20 protein-coding genes and 1 pseudogene are annotated in these 21,313 nt (G+C 58.6%); 16 read left to right on the top strand and 5 right to left on the bottom strand.

Going from position 1 to position 21,313, the window contains the following annotated elements:
* Nucleotides 1-74: 74 nt before the first annotated feature.
* From ABRP30_RS13705 to ABRP30_RS13675, 7 genes and pseudogenes are all read left to right on the top strand, one after another.
* Nucleotides 75-2,630: a type VI secretion system Vgr family protein gene (locus ABRP30_RS13705; protein ID WP_267816116.1), complete on the top strand. Its 2,556-nt coding sequence runs from the start codon at nucleotides 75-77 to the stop codon at nucleotides 2,628-2,630.
* Nucleotides 2,627-4,651 (top strand): DUF3274 domain-containing protein, encoded by a 2,025-nt coding sequence (locus ABRP30_RS13700; RefSeq protein ID WP_267816114.1) that lies wholly within the window; start codon nucleotides 2,627-2,629, stop codon nucleotides 4,649-4,651. The genes ABRP30_RS13705 and ABRP30_RS13700 overlap by 4 nt, the downstream gene beginning before the upstream one ends.
* Nucleotides 4,648-6,330 (top strand): DUF2875 family protein, encoded by a 1,683-nt coding sequence (locus ABRP30_RS13695; RefSeq protein ID WP_267816112.1) that lies wholly within the window; start codon nucleotides 4,648-4,650, stop codon nucleotides 6,328-6,330. Before ABRP30_RS13700 ends, ABRP30_RS13695 begins: the two co-directional genes overlap by 4 nt.
* Before the next feature lie 2 nt (nucleotides 6,331-6,332).
* Nucleotides 6,333-6,602 (top strand): PAAR domain-containing protein, encoded by a 270-nt coding sequence (locus tag ABRP30_RS13690; RefSeq protein WP_267816110.1) that lies wholly within the window; start codon nucleotides 6,333-6,335, stop codon nucleotides 6,600-6,602.
* 39 nt (nucleotides 6,603-6,641) lie between these two features.
* A pseudogene (locus ABRP30_RS13685) lies at nucleotides 6,642-8,265 on the top strand (DUF2875 family protein).
* A 97-nt stretch (nucleotides 8,266-8,362) separates the two neighbouring features.
* Nucleotides 8,363-9,922: a DUF2875 family protein gene (locus ABRP30_RS13680; RefSeq protein WP_372490466.1), complete on the top strand. Its 1,560-nt coding sequence runs from the start codon at nucleotides 8,363-8,365 to the stop codon at nucleotides 9,920-9,922.
* Between the two features lie 97 nt (nucleotides 9,923-10,019).
* Nucleotides 10,020-11,579 carry a DUF2875 family protein gene (locus tag ABRP30_RS13675; RefSeq protein WP_372490465.1) on the top strand — a complete coding sequence of 520 codons (1,560 nt, stop codon included), beginning with the start codon at nucleotides 10,020-10,022 and terminating at the stop codon, nucleotides 11,577-11,579.
* A gap of 205 nt (nucleotides 11,580-11,784) precedes the next feature.
* On the opposite strand, the gene ABRP30_RS13670 is transcribed toward ABRP30_RS13675, so the two are convergent.
* From ABRP30_RS13670 to ABRP30_RS13660, 3 genes are all read right to left on the bottom strand, one after another.
* Complete coding sequence (locus tag ABRP30_RS13670) at nucleotides 11,785-12,036, bottom strand: helix-hairpin-helix domain-containing protein (RefSeq protein ID WP_267816106.1); 252 nt, start codon at nucleotides 12,034-12,036, stop codon at nucleotides 11,785-11,787.
* 228 nt (nucleotides 12,037-12,264) lie between these two features.
* Nucleotides 12,265-12,942 carry an NAD(P)H-dependent oxidoreductase gene (locus ABRP30_RS13665; RefSeq protein WP_349975288.1) on the bottom strand — a complete coding sequence of 226 codons (678 nt, stop codon included), beginning with the start codon at nucleotides 12,940-12,942 and terminating at the stop codon, nucleotides 12,265-12,267.
* A gap of 30 nt (nucleotides 12,943-12,972) precedes the next feature.
* On the bottom strand, nucleotides 12,973-13,455 hold the full coding sequence (locus ABRP30_RS13660) for a GNAT family N-acetyltransferase (RefSeq protein ID WP_267816103.1): 483 nt from the start codon (nucleotides 13,453-13,455) through the stop codon (nucleotides 12,973-12,975).
* 90 nt (nucleotides 13,456-13,545) lie between these two features.
* Here ABRP30_RS13660 and ABRP30_RS13655 point away from each other — a divergent pair, with 90 nt between their 5' ends.
* Nucleotides 13,546-14,982, top strand: a complete 1,437-nt coding sequence (locus ABRP30_RS13655) for a PLP-dependent aminotransferase family protein (RefSeq protein ID WP_349975289.1) — start codon at nucleotides 13,546-13,548, stop codon at nucleotides 14,980-14,982.
* Here the strand turns inward: ABRP30_RS13655 and ABRP30_RS13650 are convergent.
* Nucleotides 14,975-15,454, bottom strand: coding sequence for a carboxymuconolactone decarboxylase family protein (locus tag ABRP30_RS13650; RefSeq protein WP_241803509.1), 480 nt, complete (start codon nucleotides 15,452-15,454; stop codon nucleotides 14,975-14,977). The genes ABRP30_RS13655 and ABRP30_RS13650 overlap by 8 nt on opposite strands.
* A 162-nt stretch (nucleotides 15,455-15,616) precedes the next feature.
* On the opposite strand from ABRP30_RS13650, the gene ABRP30_RS13645 reads away from it, so the two are divergent.
* Nucleotides 15,617-15,817 (top strand): hypothetical protein, encoded by a 201-nt coding sequence (locus ABRP30_RS13645; protein WP_241803508.1) that lies wholly within the window; start codon nucleotides 15,617-15,619, stop codon nucleotides 15,815-15,817.
* 30 nt (nucleotides 15,818-15,847) lie between these two features.
* Here the strand turns inward: ABRP30_RS13645 and ABRP30_RS13640 are convergent, their stop codons facing one another.
* Nucleotides 15,848-16,195 (bottom strand): hypothetical protein, encoded by a 348-nt coding sequence (locus ABRP30_RS13640; protein ID WP_267816097.1) that lies wholly within the window; start codon nucleotides 16,193-16,195, stop codon nucleotides 15,848-15,850.
* Nucleotides 16,196-16,571: 376 nt separating this feature from the next.
* Here ABRP30_RS13640 and ABRP30_RS13635 point away from each other — a divergent pair, with 376 nt between their 5' ends.
* The 7 genes from ABRP30_RS13635 to ABRP30_RS13605 all read left to right on the top strand — a co-directional run bounded on the left by ABRP30_RS13635 (nucleotide 16,572) and on the right by ABRP30_RS13605 (nucleotide 21,262).
* Nucleotides 16,572-17,555, top strand: a complete 984-nt coding sequence (locus ABRP30_RS13635; RefSeq protein WP_349975290.1) for a DUF1852 domain-containing protein — start codon at nucleotides 16,572-16,574, stop codon at nucleotides 17,553-17,555.
* A gap of 27 nt (nucleotides 17,556-17,582) precedes the next feature.
* Complete coding sequence (locus ABRP30_RS13630) at nucleotides 17,583-18,617, top strand: methionine synthase (RefSeq protein WP_349975291.1); 1,035 nt, start codon at nucleotides 17,583-17,585, stop codon at nucleotides 18,615-18,617.
* Between the two features lie 110 nt (nucleotides 18,618-18,727).
* Entirely contained in the window at nucleotides 18,728-19,234 is a 507-nt protein-coding gene (locus ABRP30_RS13625; RefSeq protein ID WP_267816091.1) for a flavin reductase family protein, read from the top strand.
* Between the two features lie 115 nt (nucleotides 19,235-19,349).
* Nucleotides 19,350-19,679, top strand: a complete 330-nt coding sequence (locus ABRP30_RS13620; protein WP_241803503.1) for a hypothetical protein — start codon at nucleotides 19,350-19,352, stop codon at nucleotides 19,677-19,679.
* Between the two features lie 391 nt (nucleotides 19,680-20,070).
* Nucleotides 20,071-20,298 carry a hypothetical protein gene (locus tag ABRP30_RS13615; RefSeq protein WP_349975292.1) on the top strand — a complete coding sequence of 76 codons (228 nt, stop codon included), beginning with the start codon at nucleotides 20,071-20,073 and terminating at the stop codon, nucleotides 20,296-20,298.
* A gap of 103 nt (nucleotides 20,299-20,401) precedes the next feature.
* Nucleotides 20,402-20,698: a hypothetical protein gene (locus ABRP30_RS13610; protein ID WP_267816086.1), complete on the top strand. Its 297-nt coding sequence runs from the start codon at nucleotides 20,402-20,404 to the stop codon at nucleotides 20,696-20,698.
* 231 nt (nucleotides 20,699-20,929) lie between these two features.
* Nucleotides 20,930-21,262, top strand: coding sequence for a hypothetical protein (locus tag ABRP30_RS13605; RefSeq protein WP_241803499.1), 333 nt, complete (start codon nucleotides 20,930-20,932; stop codon nucleotides 21,260-21,262).
* Nucleotides 21,263-21,313: the final 51 nt, after the last annotated feature.

Genomic DNA, 21,313 nt, shown 5'->3' with positions numbered 1-21,313 from the left:
GCCCCGATGGGGTTGATCCTCCCGGGCCCTGTGATACTTTCCGCAGCTAGTTTTAACAGGGAGTAATATCGTTGATGGAATTGACGAGTATCTTTGCACCACAGAACCGCCGGCTGATCAAACTCACCACTCCCATCCGAGATGACCAGGCGTTGTTGCTGGAGCATTTCAGCGGCAGTGAAGGGTTATCCACGCTGTTCAGCTTCGAGCTGTCGTTGATCAGCCAGGATGCCAGGCTCGAACTCAAATCGTTGATCGGCCAACCTGCCTGTCTCGACATCGAGCTGGCCAACGGCGGCGTACGCCACATCCATGGTCACATCACCCGGTTCAACCTGCTGGGCAGCGATGGTGGCCTGGCGCGTTACAGCGCGACACTGAGCCCGTGGCTGTGGATGCTGACCCGACGCGTTGACTCGCGGATCTTTCAAGAGCAGACCATTGAGGCGGTCATTCGCACCGTTTTCGAGCATTACGGCGGGCTGGGCACATTCGAGTTCCGCCTGCTGAAGCCTCTCAAGTCCCACAGTTACATAACCCAGTATCGCGAAACCGACCTGGATTTCGTGTTGCGTTTGCTGGAGCAGGACGGCCTGTTCTTCTACTTCGATCACGGCAGGGACGGGCACAGCCTGATCATCATGGATGAATCCCAGGCTCTGCAGGCGTTGCCCGAACAACCGCAAATCCGCTACCACAGCGCCTTTGTCACCGAAACCAGTGACTCGATCACCCAATGGCGCAGCCACCGGGTATTGCAATCGGGCAAGATGGCCATCCAGACGTTCGATTACAAGCAGCCAAGAAATCCGCTGCCCATCCACATGGGCAGCCTCAATGAACAGGGCGATGTTGCGCCCTACGAGGTGTACGATTTCCTCGGGGCCTACAGTCATCGCCTGCCTGACGAGGGCGAGGCGCTGGTCCGCCGCCACCTGGAGGTCATCGAAGCCCAGGCCAAGACCTTCACCGGCACCAGCAACTGCCGGGCCATGCGTGCGGGCTACACCTTCGAACTGACCCAGCACTTCGACCATGAGGACGGTGCGCCAGAAGATCGCCAGTTCCTGCTCGTGTCGGTCGAGCACCGGGGGCGCAACAACTATTTCTCGGATGAGTCTGCAGGTTACGACAACCAGTTTGTCTGCATTCGCCGAAGCATCCCTTACCGCCACCCGCTCACCGTGCCGCGCCCCACCGTCAACGGGCCGCTCAGTGCGATCGTGGTCGGGCCGGAGGGCGAAGAAGTCTTCACCGACGAGCTGGCGCGGATCCAGGTCAGGTTCCACTGGCAGCGCGGCGACAGCCTGCCGCAGGGTACCACCTGGGTGCGTGTGGCGATGCCCAGCGCTGGCGGGGGTTTTGGCCATCAGTTCTTGCCACGGATCGGCCAGGAAGTACTGGTCACCTTCCTGGCAGGCGATATCGACCGCCCCGTGGTCACCTCTGTGCTGTACAACGCCGAGCAGACACCGCCGCGCTTCAGCAAAGCCTCGGGCCTGCCAGGCAACCGCGCGCTTTCCGGCATCCAGACCAAGGAGCACAAGGGCCGCGGTTTCAACGAGCTGTTGTTCGACGACACACCGGGCGCTTTGCGTGCCCGCGTCGGCACCACGCACCAGGCCACAGCGCTCAATCTGGGCAAACTCACCGAGCCACGTACTGACGGCCAGGCCAAGGCCCGTGGCAACGGTGCCGAATTGCGCACCGACGCCGCGATTGCGCTGCGCGCCGCCCAAGGCATGTTGCTGACCACCTATGCACGGCAGGACGCCAAGGGCGCGCAGCTGGACCGCGAAGAACTGCTCACGCTGCTGGCCGAGTGCGGGGAGTTGTTCAAAAGCCTCGGGCAAACCGCCGCCGCGCGAGGCGGGGCAGCGGTGCACAGCGAGGGCATGGACGCCTTGAGCCAGGCGCTGAAACAGTGGCCAGCGCCCGACAGCGACGGTGCGGGCGAGCCCGTCATGGCCGTTGCGGCCCAGGCGGGTATTGCCAGCGCCACACCGCGCTCGCAAATCCACTATGCCGGCGCCAACCACGACACCACCGCACAGGACCATCTGCAGTTGACCAGCGGCGCCGCCATGCGCCTGCAAGCCGGCAAGGGCATCACTGCCTTCGCCCAGGATGAGGGCATCAATGCCATCGCCAACCGCGGCAAAGTGCTGGTCCAGGCCCAGGAAGACGACATCACCGCCAACGCGCAAAAGAACCTGCACCTGTCGGCCGCAGAAGGCGAGGTAGTCGTCACCGCACCCACCATTCGCCTGGTGGCCGATGACGGCAGTTACATCAAGATCGGTGGCGGTGTCGAAATCGGCAGCCAAGGCAAGGTGATCGTCCAGGCCAGTGAGCATGACTGGATGGGCCCCAACACCGACAGCGCCCAGGTGCCGGCATTCACCCGCGACCCGGCGGCGCAACGCCTTGCCTTCCACTACCCGGGGCACGCCGACGACAGCGTGCGAATGGCCGTTAACCACGCCTACCAAATCAAGCTCGAAGACGGCAGCACCGTGCAAGGGTTGACCGACGCCAGCGGGCTCACCGAACACGTCGAGCGCGAAGCGATGCACCAGGCGCAAGTAGCTGCCTTGCGCAGCGTCGGTAGCAAAGGAGGCAGCCAATGAGTGGCGATCAAATTACCGTGGCTGAAAGCGTCACCCGGCTGGTACCCAATTTCAGTACCGAACGCAAAATGGAGGTGCCCGCCGACCTGCCAGGGGTGGTGATCTTCTTGCACGGCGTGAATGACCCGGGGGCTTCATACGAATCGGTGGAGACGGGGTTGTGTCAGGGGGTGAATGAGCGTTTGGATCGGCCTGATCTTAAGGCGGGGCGGTATGGGGCTGACTACAATGCTGCAAAAAAAATCCCGATTCAGGACCTCGGTGAAGATCACAAAGCCACACTCGATGATCCAGACACGTTTCTTTATCAGCGAGACACGGCCGACCCCAATACCCGCAGCCTGATGATCCCGTTTTATTGGGGCTATCGCGCCGAGCCTGGCGAGATCAAGCGCGATAAAAATAACGACCCGACCAAACTGCGCGACCAATATCAGGACGTGTTCGAGAACCGTCTGGACCGGCACTTTGCCAAGGGCGGCGGTTTTTTCGCCAACGCCACCAACAACCTGCTGGAAATGTACAGCCAAGGCTTTGCCAAGCTTGTCCGGCACGTTGCGCAAGTCCAACTATCCAACACCCAGTACATGGGAAAAGGGCCCCACCGGCGTTACTTTGTGTTCGCAGCAACGCGTTTGGCCATGTTGGTCAGTGAGATCCGCCGTGTATCGCCTGATGAAACCATCACCATCATGGGCCACAGTCAAGGCACCTTGATTACCCTGCTTGCTCAAGCCATGCTGATCGACAAGGGCCAACGCTGTGCCGACACCGTCATCATGGTGGACACGCCTTACAGTGTGCTGCCAAAGGCCACACCCAAAGGCCACGACACACTCGCGACATTGATCAACATCGCCACCGCAGTCACCCAGGCACCCCATGCCCAGCCGCCGTTGTCCGCGCTCAGGGACAGCAAGACCTACGGCGGTCGCACGGGCCCCAAGTGGTCACCCACACAGGGCTCGCGCAAGGACAAGGTGGGTAACCTGACCGTTTTCCCCGAACGTGACAACCGCGGCAAGGTGTACCTGTACTTTTGCCCGGACGACACCACGGTCGCCCTGGACGACGTTCATGGCATCGGTACCTATGGGGTACCCAATGCCTTGGCTGACGGTAAACCGGCGATGGCGGCGTTGCAGTCCTTGCGCTTTTACCAGCGCATGTGGACCAAGCGTCATCGCAACGGCGAGCCGGTACTGGTCGGCGAAGCCATTCAACAAACCGTGCTGCGTGCCGAGGGTGAACCCCGCTACCCTGGCGGCTGGTCGGCCGCCGCCGTGGCCTCACAAGCATCAATCGCGAAAGGTGAAGAGCGCCTGATCAATGCCGAACCTTTGAACCCGCCCCATGCGCCACAGATGTTTGGCGGCGAGGCGGTAACCGGCACCCCCACCCAGGCAGGCCTGGACAGCCCTGATGACGTGAGCATCCGCTCCGCGCTGGGCAACCCGGAGGCCAAGTTCAAATGGTTCAAGGTGCGTACCAACCCTACCCGAATCGACCTGGAAGAAGAACGTGCCCGGTGGAACAGCGGCAAAGAGCCCGGCGATCAAACTGCAGCCATACGTCAAAAACCGGTATCGGGTAATGCAATGCTGAAGACCCAGGATCATTACGTCATTTTCCGCGAAGAGACGCCCAATGAAATCAAGGCCCGAATGCCCGTAGATCCGGATGAAATGGACCCTAACAGCTACCACTCAGCCGTTCTGCGCAGCCCGGAGAACCAACGCTGGGTAACGGCGATGGACATTGCTATTGGCCAGGCTCACAGCCTCGATGATCCCGCTATGCGGGAGGTGTTGGTAGCGATTGCAGATTGGAAGATGGATGAAGCCGCCTTCACAAAAACCTCTACATTACCGGCTTGGGAAAGACTGAGTGAAGAGGCCCAAGCATTGGTGACTGCGAGTTATCAGTATTATCAGAGCGGCCTGTTTCCGCCTTCTGGACTGGTATCACTTAAGCCACCTACCGCAATAGCCAATGCTCCTGACAAAGGAGTACGCCGATGAAGATCCACCAGCCCTCCCCTAAGACAAGACCCAACCTGAAACCGTATCAGATGATCGCTGGGGTGCTAATTGTGCTCTGGCTCAGCTTTATCTGGATTGTCCAACTCAAAGCACAGGAAACCGGCATGGTACTTCGCGACATGAAACCCGTCATGGCTTGGGGCATTGCCGCTATTGTCGGCCCGCTGCTGGTGATCTTTGGCACTCACTGGTGGGGCAATGTCCTGGCCAGTGAGAAGGCAGAGCTTGCCAATTATCGAAAACAGATAGAGGCCAAAAACGCCGAACAGCAGGCCACACAAGCGCGGACCTACGCCCTGGAAATTCGGGGAGTGGGACTTGGAATTTACACAGACGGCCAGTCCAAAATCTGGCAGTTCATAAAAAAGAAAAACGACAATTTTTCTTCGATTTACTCGCAGGACGCGAAAGACTACAACCCTTCACTAACCTCCAGGAGAAACTCTGCAGGCATCAAAGTCCGTATCGCATTCAAAAATTCAGCGGGTGAATCAGTGGCATACTGGCCAATCCCGGTGTTTGCGCTTGGGCCGCCTGATCCTTACGCAAGCGGTTTCAGTGCATCGGGCCTGATCAGTTCAGGTCGTAATGCTGCAACCTTGGGCGTTACCCAGTTCCTGTGGCAGGACGATGAGAGCACGGCCCATGCGCAAGGCATGATCGAGCGGCTGTTCACGTTTTTTGACGATAACCCCAAGGTGCCACAGGCCTTGATCGCAAGCCGTGACGGTGACGTAACACGAGACCCTTACCGCAAACCCGGCACACCGGGATTGCAGGATGGCCATGTGGTTCCGACGATCTACGAGAGTATGACTGGCCTTCTGGTCACGCGCTCAGACCGGGTTGACCGCTACGTACGCCCTTTCGTCACCCAAGACGCCGAGGATAATCAGGACAAAAACACTGACTTGGGCAAGCTGTGGGCATTTTATTGGGACCGGAACAGAGCATTTACGGAGTGGTATGTAGCGGCCGAGCGTGCCAAAGGCGCTAAAGTCTCTATCCCCCCCAGCACTATGTCGACCGCCTACTGGCAATCGCAACTCCCTAACTTGTGGAAAACCATCGACAACCGTGGCCCAGGCCATTTCGAACCGTCCCCCTGGCTGCCGGTGCGTTGGGCCGAACACCAACTGAAAGAGTTCGACGCAGCGCCAGTGCTGGGCTACCTGCACCGTCCGATCAAGGTTTCCATGCAGGACGAGCACGGCAAGCGCCTCAAACCCGCGTTGCAGGCCAAGGCCTTGCAAGCAGGTTGGCTCAAGGCCCTCGACACGCTGCCCGATGGGCAAAAACCGGTGCGCGTGTTCTACGACACTACTAACAACGCTGAAGCAGAAATCGCCCTGACCAACGCCTTGCACAGCCTCAATACCGACGGCCATGGCCTGGACGTGGGCAATGTCGACGAGGGCTATGACATCGGTCGACGCCTGGGCAATACCGGCGTCAGCAGCGCGCTGGTGGAAATCAACCTGGCCACCATCGCCAGCTACCACGATGGCGGTGCCAGTGCCGTGGTGTACGCCGGCAGCGACGGCAGCCTCACCGTGCAGATGATCAGCCCGCCCGATGAGGCACGCAAAGCGAAAAACCAGCAAAACCGTGGCGCTGACCCCTTCAAGTATGGCCTGCCAAGTGTCGGACGATCCTAGGCATGAACCATCCGATCTGCCTGGGCGACCCCACCAGCAGCGGGGGCAGCGTGCTGTCATGCCAACTGGCTGGCACCCACACCGTCAACGGTAAAACACCAGCGGTGCTGGGCGACAAGGCTAGTTGCCCGCTTCACAAAGGGATTTTTGCCTTTGTCGAAGGGCATCCAAGCCGACGCATGAATGGTAGGCCGGTGGTGCTGCATGGCCATCGGCTGGCATGCGGGTGCCACGGCGTGGCCAGCCATGCGCTGACTGTGAGCGTCGAGTAGTCACGAGTCAGACCGCCCGACTTCAAACCTCATCAGCGGATCGCCGGGGTGCAGCTTGTGCTCTGGCTCTGTTGGATTGTCCAAAAAAGCACAGGAGTGCGACATGGTACTTCGCAACATGAAACCCGTCATGGCCTGGGGCGTTGCCGCTATTGTCGGCCCGCTGCTGGTTATCTTTGGCACTCACTGGTGGGGCAATGCCCTGGCAAGTGATAAGGCAGAGCTTACCAATTATCGAAACCAGATAGAGGGCAAAAACGCCGAACAGCAGGCCACGCAAGCGCGGACCTACGCCCTGGAAATTCGGGGAGTGGGACTTGGAATTTACACTGACGGCCAGTCCGAAATCTGGCAGTTTATCCAGAAAAAGAACGACAATTTTTCTTCGATCTACTCGCAGGACGCGAAAGACTACAACCCGTCACTAACCTCCAGGAGAAACTCTGCAAACATCAAAGTGCGTATCGCATTCAAAAAGTCGGCAGGTGAGGCAGTTGCGTACTGGCCAATCCCGGTGTTTGCGCTGGGGCCGCCTGCCCCCTACGACAGCTCCTATAGCGCCGCGGGCCTGATCAATTCAGGCCGTAATGCTGCAACCTTGGGCGTTACCCAGTTTCTGTGGCAAGACGATGAAAGCACTACCCATGCTCAAGGCATGATCGAACGACTGTTTACGTTTTTTGACGATAACCCGAAGGTGCCACAGGCTTTGATCGCGAGCCGAGAAGGTGACGTGACACGAAACGGTTATCGCAAGCCCGGCACACCGGGATTGCAGAATGGCCACGTGGTTCCGACGATCTACGAAAACGCGACTGGCCTGCTGGTCACGCGTTCAGAGCGAGTGGATTGCTACGTGCGCCCCTTCGTCAGCCATGACGCCGAGGACAATCAGGACAAAAAAACTGACTTCGGGAAATTGTGGGCGTTTTATTGGGACCGGAGCAGGGCATTCATGGACTGGTATGAAGCCGCTGAGCATGCCAAAGGCGTTAAAATCTTGCTAGGCCCGACCACCATGTCCAGCGCCTACTGGCAATCGCAACTACCTGACTTGTGGAAAACCATCGATAACCGCGGCCCAGGCCATTTCGAACCGTCCCCCTGGCTGCCCGTGCGTTGGGCCGAACACCAACTGAAAGAGTTCGACGCAGCGCCAGTGTTGGGCTACCTGCACCGTCCGATCAAGGTTTCCATGCAGGACGAGCACGGCAAGCGCCTCAAACCCGCATTGCAGGCCAAGGCCTTGCAGGCAGGTTGGCTCAAGGCCCTCGACACGCTGCCCGATGGACAAAAAACGGTGCGCGTGTTCTACGACACCACTAACAACGCTGAAGCAGAAATCGCCCTGACCAACGCCTTGCACAGCCTCAATACCGACGGCCATGGCCTGGACGTGGGCAATGTCGACGAGGGCTATGACATCGGTCGACGCCTGGGCAATACCGGCGTCAGCAGCGCGCTGGTGGAAATCAACCTGGCCACCATCGCCAGCTACCACGACGGCGGTGCCAGTGCCGTGGTGTACGCCGGCAGCGACGGCAGCCTCACCGTGCAGATGATCAGCCCGCCCGATGAGGCACGCAAGGCGAAAAACCAGCAGAACCGTGGCGCTGACCCCTTCAAGCATGGCCTCCCAAGTGTCGGGCGACCCAAGGCATGAAGCGTCCCATCTGCCTGGGTGACTCATCAGCGGATCCCCGGAGTGCAGCTTGTGCTCTGGCTCTGTTGGATTGTCCAAAAAAGCACAGGAGTGCGACATGGTACTTCGCAACATGAAACCCGTCATGGCCTGGGGCATTGCCGCTACTGTCGGCCCGCTGCTGATGATCTTTGGCACTCACTGGTGGAGCAATGTCCTGGCAAGTGAGAAGGCAGAGCTTGCCAATTATCGGAACCAGATAGAGGCCAAAAACGCCGAACAGCAGGCCACGCAAGCGCGGACCTACGCCCTGGAAATTCGGGGAGTGGGACTTGGAGTTTACACAGACGGCCAGTCCAAAATCTGGCAGTTCATAAAAAAGAAAAACGACAATTTTTCTTCGATTTACTCGCGGGACGCGAAAGACTACAGCCCGTCATTAGACGACAGGGAAATTTCCCGAGATATCAAAGTGCGTATTGCATTCAAGAATTCAGCTGGTGAGGCAGTGGCTTACTGGCCGATTCCGGTGTTTGCGCTTGGGCCGCCTGATCCTTATGCAAGCGGTTTCAGTGCATCGGGCCTGATCAGTTCAGGTCGTAATGCTGCAACCTTGGGCGTTACCCAGTTCCTGTGGCAAGACGATGAGAGCACGGCCCATGCGCAAGGCATGATCGAGCGACTGTTCACGTTTTTTGACGATAACCCCAAGGTGCCACAGGCCTTGATCGCAAGCCGTGACGGTGACGTAACACGAGACCCTTACCGCAAACCCGGCACACCGGGATTGCAGGATGGCCATGTGGTTCCGACGATCTACGAGAGTATGACTGGCCTTCTGGTCACGCGCTCAGACCGGGTTGACCGCTACGTGCGCCCTTTCGTCACCCAAGACGCCGAGGATAATCAGGACAAAAACACTGACCTGGGCAAGCTGTGGGCATTTTATTGGGACCGGAACAGAGCATTTACGGAGTGGTATGTAGCGGCCGAGCGTGCCAAAGGCGCTAAAGTCTCTATCCCCCCCAGCACTATGTCGACCGCCTACTGGCAATCGCAACTACCTAACTTGTGGAAAACCATCGACAACCGTGGCCCAGGCCATTTCGAACCGTCCCCCTGGCTGCCCGTGCGTTGGGCCGAACACCAACTGAAAGAGTTCGACGCAGCGCCAGTGCTGGGCTACCTGCACCGTCCGATCAAGGTTTCCATGCAGGACGAGCACGGCAAGCGCCTCAAACCCGCGTTGCAGGCCAAGGCCTTGCAAGCAGGTTGGCTCAAGGCCCTCGACACGCTGCCCGCTGGGCAAAAACCGGTGCGCGTGTTCTACGACACCACTAACGGCGCTGAAGCAGAAATTGCCCTGACCAACGCCTTGCACAGCCTCAATACCGACGGCCAAGGCCTGGACGTGGGCAATGTCGATGAGGGCTATGACATCGGTCGACGCCTGGGCAATACCGGCGTAAGCAGCGCGTTGGTAGAAATCAACCTGGCCACCATCGCCAGCTACCACGACGGCGGTGCCAGTGCCGTGGTGTACGCCGGCAGCGACGGCAGCCTCACCGTGCAGATGATCAGCCCGCCCGATGAGGCACGCAAGGCGAAAAACCAGCAGAACCGTGGCGCTGACCCCTTCAAGTATGGCCTCCCAAGTGCCGGGCGACCCAAGGCATGAAACGTCCCATCTGCCTGGGTGACTCATCAGCGGATCCCCGGAGTGCAGCTTGTGCTCTGGCTCTGTTGGATTGTCCAAAAAAGCACAGGAGTGCGACATGGTACTTCGCAACATGAAACCCGTCATGGCTTGGGGCATTGCCGCTATTGTCGGCCCGCTGCTGGTGATCTTTGGCACTCACTGGTGGGGCAGTGCCCTGGCAAGTGATAAGGCAGAGCTTGCCAATTATCGAAACCAGATAGAGGCCAGAAACGCTGAACAATTGGCCATGCAAGCGCGGACCTACGCTCTGGAAATTCGGGGAGCGGGACTTGGAATTTACACTGACGGCCAGTCCGAAATCTGGCAGTTTATCCAGAAAAAGAACGACAATTTCGCTTCGATCTACCCGCAGTACGCGAAAGATTACGATCCGTCATTAGACACTAGGCGAATCTCAGCAGACATCAAAGTCCGTATCGCGTTCAAAAACTCGGCAGGTGAGGCAGTAGCGTACTGGCCAATCCCGGTGTTTGCGCTGGGGCCGCCTGCCCCCTACGACAGCTCCTATAGCGCCGCGGGCCTGATCAATTCAGGCCGTAATGCTGCAACCTTGGGCGTTACCCAGTTTCTGTGGCAAGACGATGAAAGCACTACCCATGCGCAAGGCATGATCGAGCGACTGTTTACGTTTTTTGACGATAACCCGAAGGTGCCCCAGGCTTTGATCGCGAGCCGAGACGGTGACGTGACACGAAACGGTTATCGCAAGCCCGGCACACCGGGATTGCAGAATGGCCACGTGGTTCCGACGATCTACGAAAACGCGACTGGCCTGCTGGTCACGCGTTCAGAGCGAGTGGATCGCTACGTGCGCCCCTTCGTCAGCCATGACGCCGAGGACAATCAGGACAAACAAACTGACTTCGGGAAATTGTGGGCGTTTTATTGGGACCGGAGCAGGGCATTCATGGACTGGTATGAAGCCGCTGAGAATGCCAAAGGCGTTAAAATCTTGCTAGGCCCGACCACCATGTCCAGCGCCTACTGGCAATCGCAACTACCTGACTTGTGGAAAACCATCGACAACCGCGGCCCAGGGCATTTCGAACCGTCCCCCTGGCTGCCCGTGCGTTGGGCCGAGCACCAACTGAAAGAGTTCGACGCAGCGCCAGTGCTGGGCTACCTGCACCGTCCGATCAAGGTTTCCATGCAGGACGAGCACGGCAAGCGCCTCAAACCCGCGTTGCAAGCCAAGGCCTTGCAGGCAGGTTGGCTCAAGGCCCTAGACACGCTGCCCGCTGGACAAAAACCGGTGCGCGTGTTCTACGACACCACTAACGACGCTGAAGCAGAAATTGCCCTGACCAACGCCTTGCACAGCCTCAATACCGACGGCCATGGCCTGGACGTGGGCAATGTCGACGAGGGCTATGACATCGGTCGACGCCTGGGCAATACCGGCGTCAGCAGCGCGCTGGTGGAAATCAACCTGGCCACCATCGCCAGCTACCACGACGGCGGTGCCAGCGCCGTGCTGTACGCCGGCAGCGACGGCAGCCTCACCGTGCAGATGATCAGCCCGCCAGATGAGGCACGCAAAGCGAAAAACCAGCAGAACCGTGGCGCTGACCCCTTCAAGTACGGCCTGCCAAGTGCCGGACGACCCAAGGCATGAACCGTCCCATCCTCATCAGCGGATCGAAAGCATGACTGGCCAACTGGTCACGCGCTCGGACCGAGTGGATCGCTACATTAGCCCATTTGTCACCCATGTCGCATTCACGAGGGCCATGGCCAGTTACACGCCCTGCACCGCGACATCAGCGCCATGGCTACGCCTTCATCATCCCCACGCTGAAATGCCCAAAAGCGTGGCCAAGTCAGGATGAGCTATTCGTTAACGAGCCTTTCGCAAGCTCGACGGCGGCGGTCACCGCTGCTTTTGCTTGAGGACTATTTTTCCAGCATGTCGACCCTACGGCAGCGGATGCCCGGGCCAAGATGTCGGTAACGCTGGCCCTGCTCAGCTCGAACATTGATTCGATACCCAACTGCTCAAGTCTGGTGATGACGGTGGGGCCTACGCCCTTAAGGGCTAATAGTGCAGCACGTTCCTTCGGTGAAAACGGCATCCATGCAATCCTTTTATGCGATGTTGACCGCCCGAATATTGCCTGATGCTGAATGGCGCCGCTACAAGCGCTACAAGTGCGTGCAGTCAAAACATCACGGCTGAGCCAACACCGCCTAAGGAACGATTTGAGTCTCTGCCGCAGGCCAGCGAACATGGACGCTGACCAGGCCAGGAATTTGCCCATGGCGATCTACACCGCCAGTGCGGGCGCGCCGACCGGTTGGTCTTAACGCGGACTACAGACTTGATCCACTCTTTGCCCACTCTTACTGAAGAACGCCCGCACTTCACCGTACGCTGTTTCTCTTCCAGTATTCAGTGACTCCACCCCCTTGGCCGTGCCTTCAACGGTAAAGTAATCCACGTGATTCAGCCCAATGGTGGCGAGGACGGCGGACAGGTAGGGGCGCAGAAAATCGGGTTGCCGGGCATTTGAGCCGCTGATCGCGCCACCGCTGGCTATGGCGACGTAAACCGGCCGATCCGCCAGCGTGCCCACCTTGCCTTTGGCGGTGCCGAGAAACGTTTTGCCCACGCGCACCACTTGGTCGATCCACGTCTTGAGCGAGGCGGGCACGCTGTAGTTGTGCATCGGCGTGGCAATCAGCAGTACGTCGCAGGCCAGCAGTTGGTCGATCAATTCGTCGGAACGGCTCAAGGTACCTTCCTGGCCGCTTGCTACGGTCACGCCCTGATTGGCTAACGCCTGGGCATATGGCGCATCGACTGGGGCCAAGGTGTTGAGGTCAAGATTGGTCAACTGGATGCCCCTTCTGCCGGACTGGTTGGCCAGGGCGAACAGGATCTGCTGGGACAGTTTCAAACTTTCAGAAGCGTCTGCATTGGGGCTGGCGATCAGGCGAAGAATACGCACAGGAGCAAGTGGCTGCTGGGACGTTGTCATGCTGGTTGCCTCCTTGGAAGAGTAGGGGGGTTATGGCGTAACGAACTGTTTTTGAAAGCGCAGAGCACCGGTCAACAGGCCTTCGCGGAAGTAGAACCGTTGTGCGCGGGCGTTAGCCAAACCCGTGTCGAGCACCAGGCGTGCACAACCGCTGGCACGGGCCAGTCGTTCCAAGCCCTGCAATAAGCGCGAACCCCAATGACCACCGCGCTGAGCCTCGGCGGTTACCAGGTCATCGACATACAGGAATGCGCCGTAGACCAGGTTTTCCTGGAGGCGGTAACCCGCCAGCGCCACGAGAACGCCTGAGTCGTAGGCGCCAATCAGGCGATAGCCGTCAACGCGCATACGCTCGATGCGGCTGATGAAGTCGGCTTCGCTGGTCAGGTGTGGGCGCAATTGCTGCATTACCGGGAATGCGCTGCGCAGATCTTGGGTGCTGTCCAAGGGACGCAGGGCGGTGTCGTTCAGATCGAGCACGCTGGGTACGAAGTTGTGCGAAGTGAATGTCATGGGGGTTAGCCTCATCAGTAGCTGATGGCGCTATAGTGAACGTGCAATGACCCACTTGCCTGAGCCAAGAAATGGGATATGAACTAGGCCATGATGACTCCCCCCACGCCGTCTTTTGCACCCTTGCAAGAGCAGTCCGGTTTGCCTCTGTATCGTCAACTCTACGACCGCGTGCTGGCTGCCGTTGCCGCCGGCACGTTGTCTCCCGGTGACCGCTTGCCGTCGGCGCGCGCCATGGCCAAGGACCTGGGGGTGGCCCGTGGTACCGTCGAACTGGCCTATTCGCTGCTGGTCAGCGAGGGTTACCTTCTGGCGCTCGGGCAGAAAGGCACCGTGGTCAACCCCGAACTGCAGAAGCCTGTATCGACGGCCACCGCGTTACCGGTCAGCAGCCCAGTGATCGAAGACTGTGCTGATTCGCTCTGGCGTCCGCCGCAACTGTTGCCGTTCCAGATGGGGGTGCCGGCGCTGGATGCATTTCCGCGCAAGATATGGGCGCGCCTCGGTGCTCGGTATCTGCGCGGGATGCGCCTGGGGGACCTGGACTATCCGGCCCCCCACGGCCTGGCGGCGTTGCGCAGCGCCATCGCCTCGTACCTGCAGGTGTCCCGAGGTATCGATTGCGGTGCTCATCAGGTGTTCATCACCAGCGGTTGGCGCAATAGCCTGTCGTTGGTCGCGCATACCTTGTTGCAGCCAGGCGAGCGCGCCTGGGTGGAAGACCCGGGCTATCCCACTACGCGCCAGGTGCTTCGCCAGTTCGGCTTGGCGCTCGAAGCGGTGCCGGTCGATGCCGATGGAATGAATGTGGAGCAGGCCATCGCCGCTTCTCGGCCGGCTCAGGTGGCCATGGTGACACCGGGGCATCAGAGCCCGCTGTCCATGGCGCTGTCGCTGCCGCGCCGACAGTTGCTACTGGATTGGGCTGCCCGCACCGGTGCCTGGATCGTCGAGGACGATTACGATGGCGAGTATCGCTACGTCAGTCGTCCACTTCCTGCGCTGGCCAGCCTGGATCGCCATGGGCGCGTGCTGTATGCCGGCACCTTCAGCAAGGTGCTGTTCCCTGGCATTCGGCTGGCTTACCTGGTGGTGCCGCAGGCTCAGGTGGCAGCGTTCGAGCGCGTGGGCCGAGCCTTGTTCGCGGCCGGATCACCGTCCATTACCCAGGCCTTGGTGGCGGAGTTCGCTGCCGAGGGGCACTTCGCTCGGCATATTCAACGCATGCGCCGACTGTACAACGAGCGACGGGCACTGACCATCGAAGCGCTGGAGCGAACATTGCCCAGGGGTATGCAGGTGGAGCGCTCGCCAGGCGGCATGCACCTGGTACTGCGTTTGCCGGAGGAGGTGAGCGACACAGCCCTGGCCGAGCAGCTGCTGGCCAAGGGCATGTCGGTACAAGCGTTGTCGCGCTGGGCTGCCTCATCGCAGCGCCAGTCAGGCCTGCTGCTGAGTTTTACCAACTGTGCCACGGCTGCTCCGGGCGAGCAGCTTGGCACTTTGATCAGCCAGCTCCTCAGTTGAGGTTGGCCTTGTTCAGGCCGAACAGCTCATCGGACGAGCCCGGGACCGCCTGGAAAGCCACATTGAGGCGATTCCAGCCGTTGATGGCAACGATCAGGAACGTCAAGTCCGACAGCTCCTGCTCGGAAAACTGCTCGCGCACACGTGCATACAGGCTGTTGGAAACACCATGAGGCGGCAGTTGGGTCAGGGCTTCAGTCCACTCCAGCGCCGCTCGCTCTACTGGCGAGAACAGCTGCGATTCACGCCAGACGGCGACATGGTGAAGACGCAGCTCGCGCTCGCCATGGATCTTGGCCTCTTTCACATGCATATCCACGCAGAACGCACAGCCGTTGAGCTGCGAAGCCCGTAGCATGATCAGGTGGGCAAGCTCGGCCAGTGGCGGCTTCTTGCTCAGCTGCAGGGTGAGCTCGACCAGTTTGTTGGACGCTTGGGGAGACAGCTTGAAGTAGTCAAGGCGGTTGTTCATGGGGAGTTACTCGCAGTGGGTTGGTGTTCGTTGGCGCCCACTGTAGCTACGCTTGGACTAGCCCCACAGGGCCAAGAGGGTGATTTCGAACTAGGCCATGTCGGTATCGATGCGCGCGTCGGGTTATCCTGAGTTCATCAGTGAACACGAAAGGAGGCATGCATGCTGTGGTTCGGAACCGACAAGGCCAGGTTCAAGGTTCAGCGCCGCATCGCGGGCGCCGTGTTATTCATCGCGGTCTTTTTCCTGGCCACGCAGATCGAGGCATGGTGTTCAGGTAAAGCCTCTTTTGGCGATGTGTTTGACGGCATCGTCTTGACGGCGCTTGGTGGAGGGATGTTCTACCTGGCAGGCAGAGGGTGACCCTCGCTGGCAAGCTACCCTGCAGACGCCTCAGGGCTTGTATTCAATGGTGTACGATGCATCGGTTTGCGGGTCGATGATGACCGGCAGGCCGAACAGCTTGCCTTTACACTCACTGACGACGCAGCGGTAAATGGACCCCTGCTTGAGCTGAGCCCACAAGCCTTCGTCATGTATCACGATACACAGGACGCGGGCTTCTGGATCCTCTCTGACCTGAGCGACGTGGTGGTCCAGGTCGCAACCGAAATCAGGGGTGGTGAACTCTGGATCGTAGCCAATCAACACGCCATGCCTTTTCAGATCTTCCCTGATACGCTCAATCACGTCGTCTGCTTCTTGTTTTAGCATGATCGTCATCTCACGGTGCGTGGACATACCAAAACTCTAGCTCACCCTGCCTGTGTTCGCCGGCTTCCGGTATTGCCTAGACGTTTTTTTTGACCACCCAAACACCCAGCCGATTGTGAGTACTGCTGGCGTCAGGGCGTCAGGGCGTCAGGGCGGGGCGTGGGGTGAAGATCAGCAATCGCGAGCGTCCAAGGCCTAAAAGCTCAGCTGAGTGAAGGGTATTCATCTGATCCTGGCCTGATCATGAGCAGCGCTAACGATCCTTTGAAATCAATTCATTAGCCACCGCTCAACCGCGCTCTATAAACTGCCCCTCAATTAGCGCCAGTGACCCACTAATTAGCTGATCAAAAAAGCTATACGGTGCACTGAACGGATTACGAGATCAGGACGTCAGGCCAACATGAGCAATGAATTTGCATTTGCCCTCAAAAGCATTCGCTTCGATGAGCATTATCAGCCATCGGACAATACGCGCACAACGACCAATTTCGCCAATTTGGCGAGAGGGGCGAGTCGTCAAGAGAATTTGCGCAATACGCTGAAGATGATCGACAATCGCTTCAATGCCTTGGCACATTGGGACAACCCCAATGCTGATCGTTATGCGGTCGAGCTTGAAATCATTTCCGTTGAAATGAATATCGGTGCTGTACGCAGCACGCATGCCTTGCCATTGATCGAGGTCTTGAAAACGACGGTCGTCGACCGTCACACCAATGAGCGTATCGCCGGTATGGTGGGGAATAACTTCTCCTCGTACGTCAGGGATTATGATTTCAGCGTGCTGTTGTTGAGCCACAACAAGGGCCAGGCGCAATTCAGCACTCCCGACAAATTTGGCGACCTCCACGGCAAGCTGTTCAAGTCCTTCGTCAGTTCGGACACGTATAAGGCGCATTTCAGCAAGCCGCCGGTCATCTGCCTGAGCGTCTCCAGCGCCAGGACCTACCAGCGCACAGAGAATCAGCACCCCGTGCTCGGCGTCGAGTACCGGCAGGACGAGTATTCCCTGACCGATGAGTATTTCAGCAAGATGGGCCTGAAGGTTCGCTACTTCATGCCGCCGAACAGTGTTGCACCGCTGGCCTTCTATTTTGCCGGTGATTTGCTGGGTGACTACACCAATCTGGAATTGATCAGCACCATCAGCACGATGGACACGTTCCAGAAAATTTACCGGCCTGAAATCTACAACGCGAACTCCGCAGCCGGGAAGTCTTACCAGCCCAGCTTGCAACACCAGGATTATTCGCTGACGCGTATTGTTTATGATCGTGAAGAACGCAGCCGGCTCGCTATCGAGCAGGGGAAGTTTGCCGAGCAGCACTTCATCAAACCCTATTACGCCATTCTTGAGCAGTGGTCTGCCAGTTACGCCGCTTGAATCGTCTAACGTATAAGGTCTTTTATTGTGAAAAAATTGCTCCCCACGTCAACGGCTGGCAGCTTGCCTAAACCGTCCTGGCTCGCTGAACCTGAAAAACTTTGGTCCCCGTGGAAGTTGGAAGGTGATCAACTGATCGAAGGCAAGCAGGACGCGCTGCGCTTGTCTTTGCAAGAACAGCAACATGCCGGTATCGACATCGTCAGCGATGGCGAGCAAACACGTCAGCATTTCGTCACGACCTTTATCGAGCATCTCGATGGCGTGGATTTCGAACAACGTGAAACCGTCAGGATTCGCGATCGCTACGATGCCAGCGTGCCAACGGTGGTGGGCGCCGTTGCGCGGCGCAAGCCGGTCTTCGTCGAGGACGCCAAGTTCCTGCGTCAGCAAACCTCGCAACCGATCAAATGGGCGCTACCAGGCCCCATGACCATGATCGACACGCTGTACGACGCGCATTACAAGAGCCGCGAAAAGCTGGCTTGGGAATTCGCCAAGATCCTCAACCAGGAAGCGCGCGAACTGGAAGCCGCCGGTGTCGACATCATCCAGTTCGACGAGCCCGCGTTCAACGTCTTCTTCGACGAGGTGAACGAGTGGGGTGTCGCTACCTTGGAGCGCGCCATCGAAGGCCTCAAGTGCGAAACCGCCGTGCACATCTGCTACGGCTATGGAATCAAGGCCAATACCGACTGGAAAAAGACCTTGGGCTCGGAATGGCGTCAATACGAAGAAGCCTTCCCCAAGCTGCAGAAGTCCAGCATCGATATCGTCTCGTTGGAGTGCCACAACTCCCACGTGCCCATGGAATTGATCGAGTTGATCCGTGGCAAGAAAGTGATGGTCGGCGCCATCGATGTGGCAAACCACGCCATCGAAACCCCGGAAGAGGTAGCAAACACGCTGCGCAAGGCCCTGCAGTTCGTAGATGCCGACAAGCTCTACCCCTGCACCAACTGCGGTATGGCGCCGCTGCCGCGTGAGGTGGCAAGAGGCAAGCTCAATGCGCTGAGCGCGGGCGCGGAAATCGTCCGTCAAGAGCTCCTGAACAAACGCTGAGCCCAAGTCGAAGGTGCTCAGCGAAGGCTCAGGTAAGGTTCAGCCCGAATGCTCGGGCTGACTAGGCTTTTGCTGCACCTTCGCGCGGTAATCAATACCCAGGACCTACTATGTCATTCCCTAATGCTATCGAGCCGACGCGCTTGCGCGAAGCGCTTGGGCACTACGCCTCCGGCATCACGGTGATCACAACCCACATGGGTGACGAGCCGATTGGCTTCACGTGCCAGTCCTTTTACAGCGTGTCGATGAGCCCGCCGCTGGTGTCATTCAGCGTAATGTCCAACTCGGCCAGCTATCCGAAGATTCGCCAGGCAGGTCGCTTCGCGGTCAACATTCTGTCCGGTGAACAGGTCGGGATCTCCAACCAGTTCGCGCGGCGCGGGACGGATAAGTGGCACGGGGTCGAGTGGCAGCAATCGCCTTTGGGCAACCCGATCATCGCTGGCAGTCTGTATTGGCTCGATTGCGAAATTCACGCAGAGCACGAAGCCGGCGACCATCTGATCGTGATCGGTGAAGTGAAGGCGCTGAACCTGCACAAAGCCGCTGATGCGCAGCCATTGCTGTATTTCAAGGGACAATACTGCAACCTCGCCGAACCCATCGCGGTTTGAGCACGCCGCTTGCAAATGTAAAAGAATGTAACCTTGTCGTTCCTGCCTGGATTCCCCGGTGCAGCTGTGTATGCTGTCTTCCCGGTCAGGAATGTCAAAGGTGAAGGTCCGCTCCATGCGCAATCGCGGCAAGATTTATTGGGACTGGGCCAGTCCAGAATTACATGTGCGCAACTACGACGAGCGGCTCTCCTGCGGCACCTTGATCAATATCCAGGCACGGCTTTCAAGGGATAACGTCACGCAGCTGTTCCTGGGCATCTATGGGAAAAAAGGCGTGCTCCTGCTCGAGGAGAGCTTTACTGATTGCCCTGGACAGAAGCTCTCCGCAGCCATGGCCTGGGCGCTGGACAGGGCTCGCGATTGGGTTGCCCGCACGTTTCCAGCGCCACAGCCACCCGCCCCAGAGCCGCTGCCGCGAAAAGGCTCGCGACTTTCCAGGTAACCGCACTGGAAAACGGAACGCACGCGTGAACGCACCAGTCGTATTTGCAGTAGAGGTGCAATCAGGGCGCCCGTTGGAGAATCAGATGAACCTTCAGTCCACCAATCATGACCTTTATGTGCATTCTTACCTGGGTTACCAGGCATCCATTTACGTTTTGTGGGAATCGTGCACTGAATCACCCACCGGCATGCTGGTAGAGGTCGGCCGACCAGGCAGTGTTTCGAGAACGCTGCGAGTGAGTCGGGCATTTTCGTCCTCCACGGAGGCCATCCTCGAAGGCAAGGTGATGGCTGAGCAGTATGTCCAGAGCCAGGCGGGCAGAGCCTGATGCCTGCCACTCGATCGAGCGCATGCATGGCCGGCAAGGGCCCGGCACCTGGCAGGTCGAATGGACATTGCTGACCAATACCAACTGATAGCCGACGCCTCCGGCCTCACCATTGGCCAAGTGGGTAGTTACCTGGCCCACGTGGCTGTTCAGGCAGACGGTGCCTGGCTCGTCTGTTTCGCACATGAAGTGGCGCGTGACCCCGATGTCGCCAGCAAGCTTCCTGCTTCAAGGACCGTGCTGATCCCGAAGCAGCAGGTGGACGCTTACGAGCGTGCCAGAGGCTGAGGCGCCTGGCGGGCAGCTTCGACGGCCTTGTCAGGTTGCAGGCGCGCGCGCTCACATTCGTCTATGCCTATAACTGAGGTTGTATTCGGATCAGGAGGTTTGAATGAAGCGGCCAATGCTGGGCGTTTTTCTGATTGCTGTTGCAGGTATGGCCAACGCAGGCATCCCATTGGTGAATGCCACATGCCCGGGCGACATCGAAGTGCACGCGGATGAAGGCGGCCCTGTCTACATCAATGCCAAGGAGGCAAAGGTGAAGAAATTCAGTGACGCGTATTACGAAGCCAAGGGCGCTGGGGTTACCGTCTCCATCATGGTCAACCCGGATGAGTCTGTGGGAGTCTCGTACACGGGCAAGGGCGGTGCAAATGGCGTTTGTGAACTGACCGAGCAAGATTGAGCGCTGCGGTTGGCACTCCTCATGCCGAGTGCCCGTCAGCAACAAACCAGCTAGGACGCTGTCGCCAGCCATATAGCGAAGAAGAATATTGCCCTGCTAATAGTGAGGGTAATATGAGCAGGGCAAAATAAAAACAGGGCGTTTCTCATTAGCTGTTTTTCGAGGGTTGTTGACGGGGGCGCCGGAGCGTGTCGCGTGAAAAACTCTAGATCGTTCGCAAGCGCAATACTGATGTCAGCCTTGGCTGCAACTTTTTTGGCCGGGTGTGCACATAACCCCGATGTTCGGGATGGGCATGATCAGACCTCTGGTATCACTGAGAAGAGCCCACCGGATTATCTGGGGTGCGTCAAGGAAGAGTTGCATGGGAGTGCTACCACCTATGAGGTGGGTAGTGGCGACTCGGTCCGCCTGTTCGTCGACAGTACCGACCCCAATACAGCCAATGGCCTTGTAGAGTTGCGTAGCTACGGCACGCGTCACCAGTTCATGGCCTATCAGCGTGATGCCTGGTATGACCACGGGCGGCTGCTCGACGCAGCGCTCATGTGTTCGAAGGCCTAATTCGCCAACTGCAACCCTGAGCATGAAAGCCCGCGCCACACAGGTGCGGGC

The organism is Pseudomonas sp. WHRI 8519 (assembly GCF_040224055.2).
GTDB classification, from domain to species: domain Bacteria; phylum Pseudomonadota; class Gammaproteobacteria; order Pseudomonadales; family Pseudomonadaceae; genus Aquipseudomonas; species Aquipseudomonas putida_X.
This window is presented reverse-complemented; position numbering and strand designations above follow the sequence as displayed.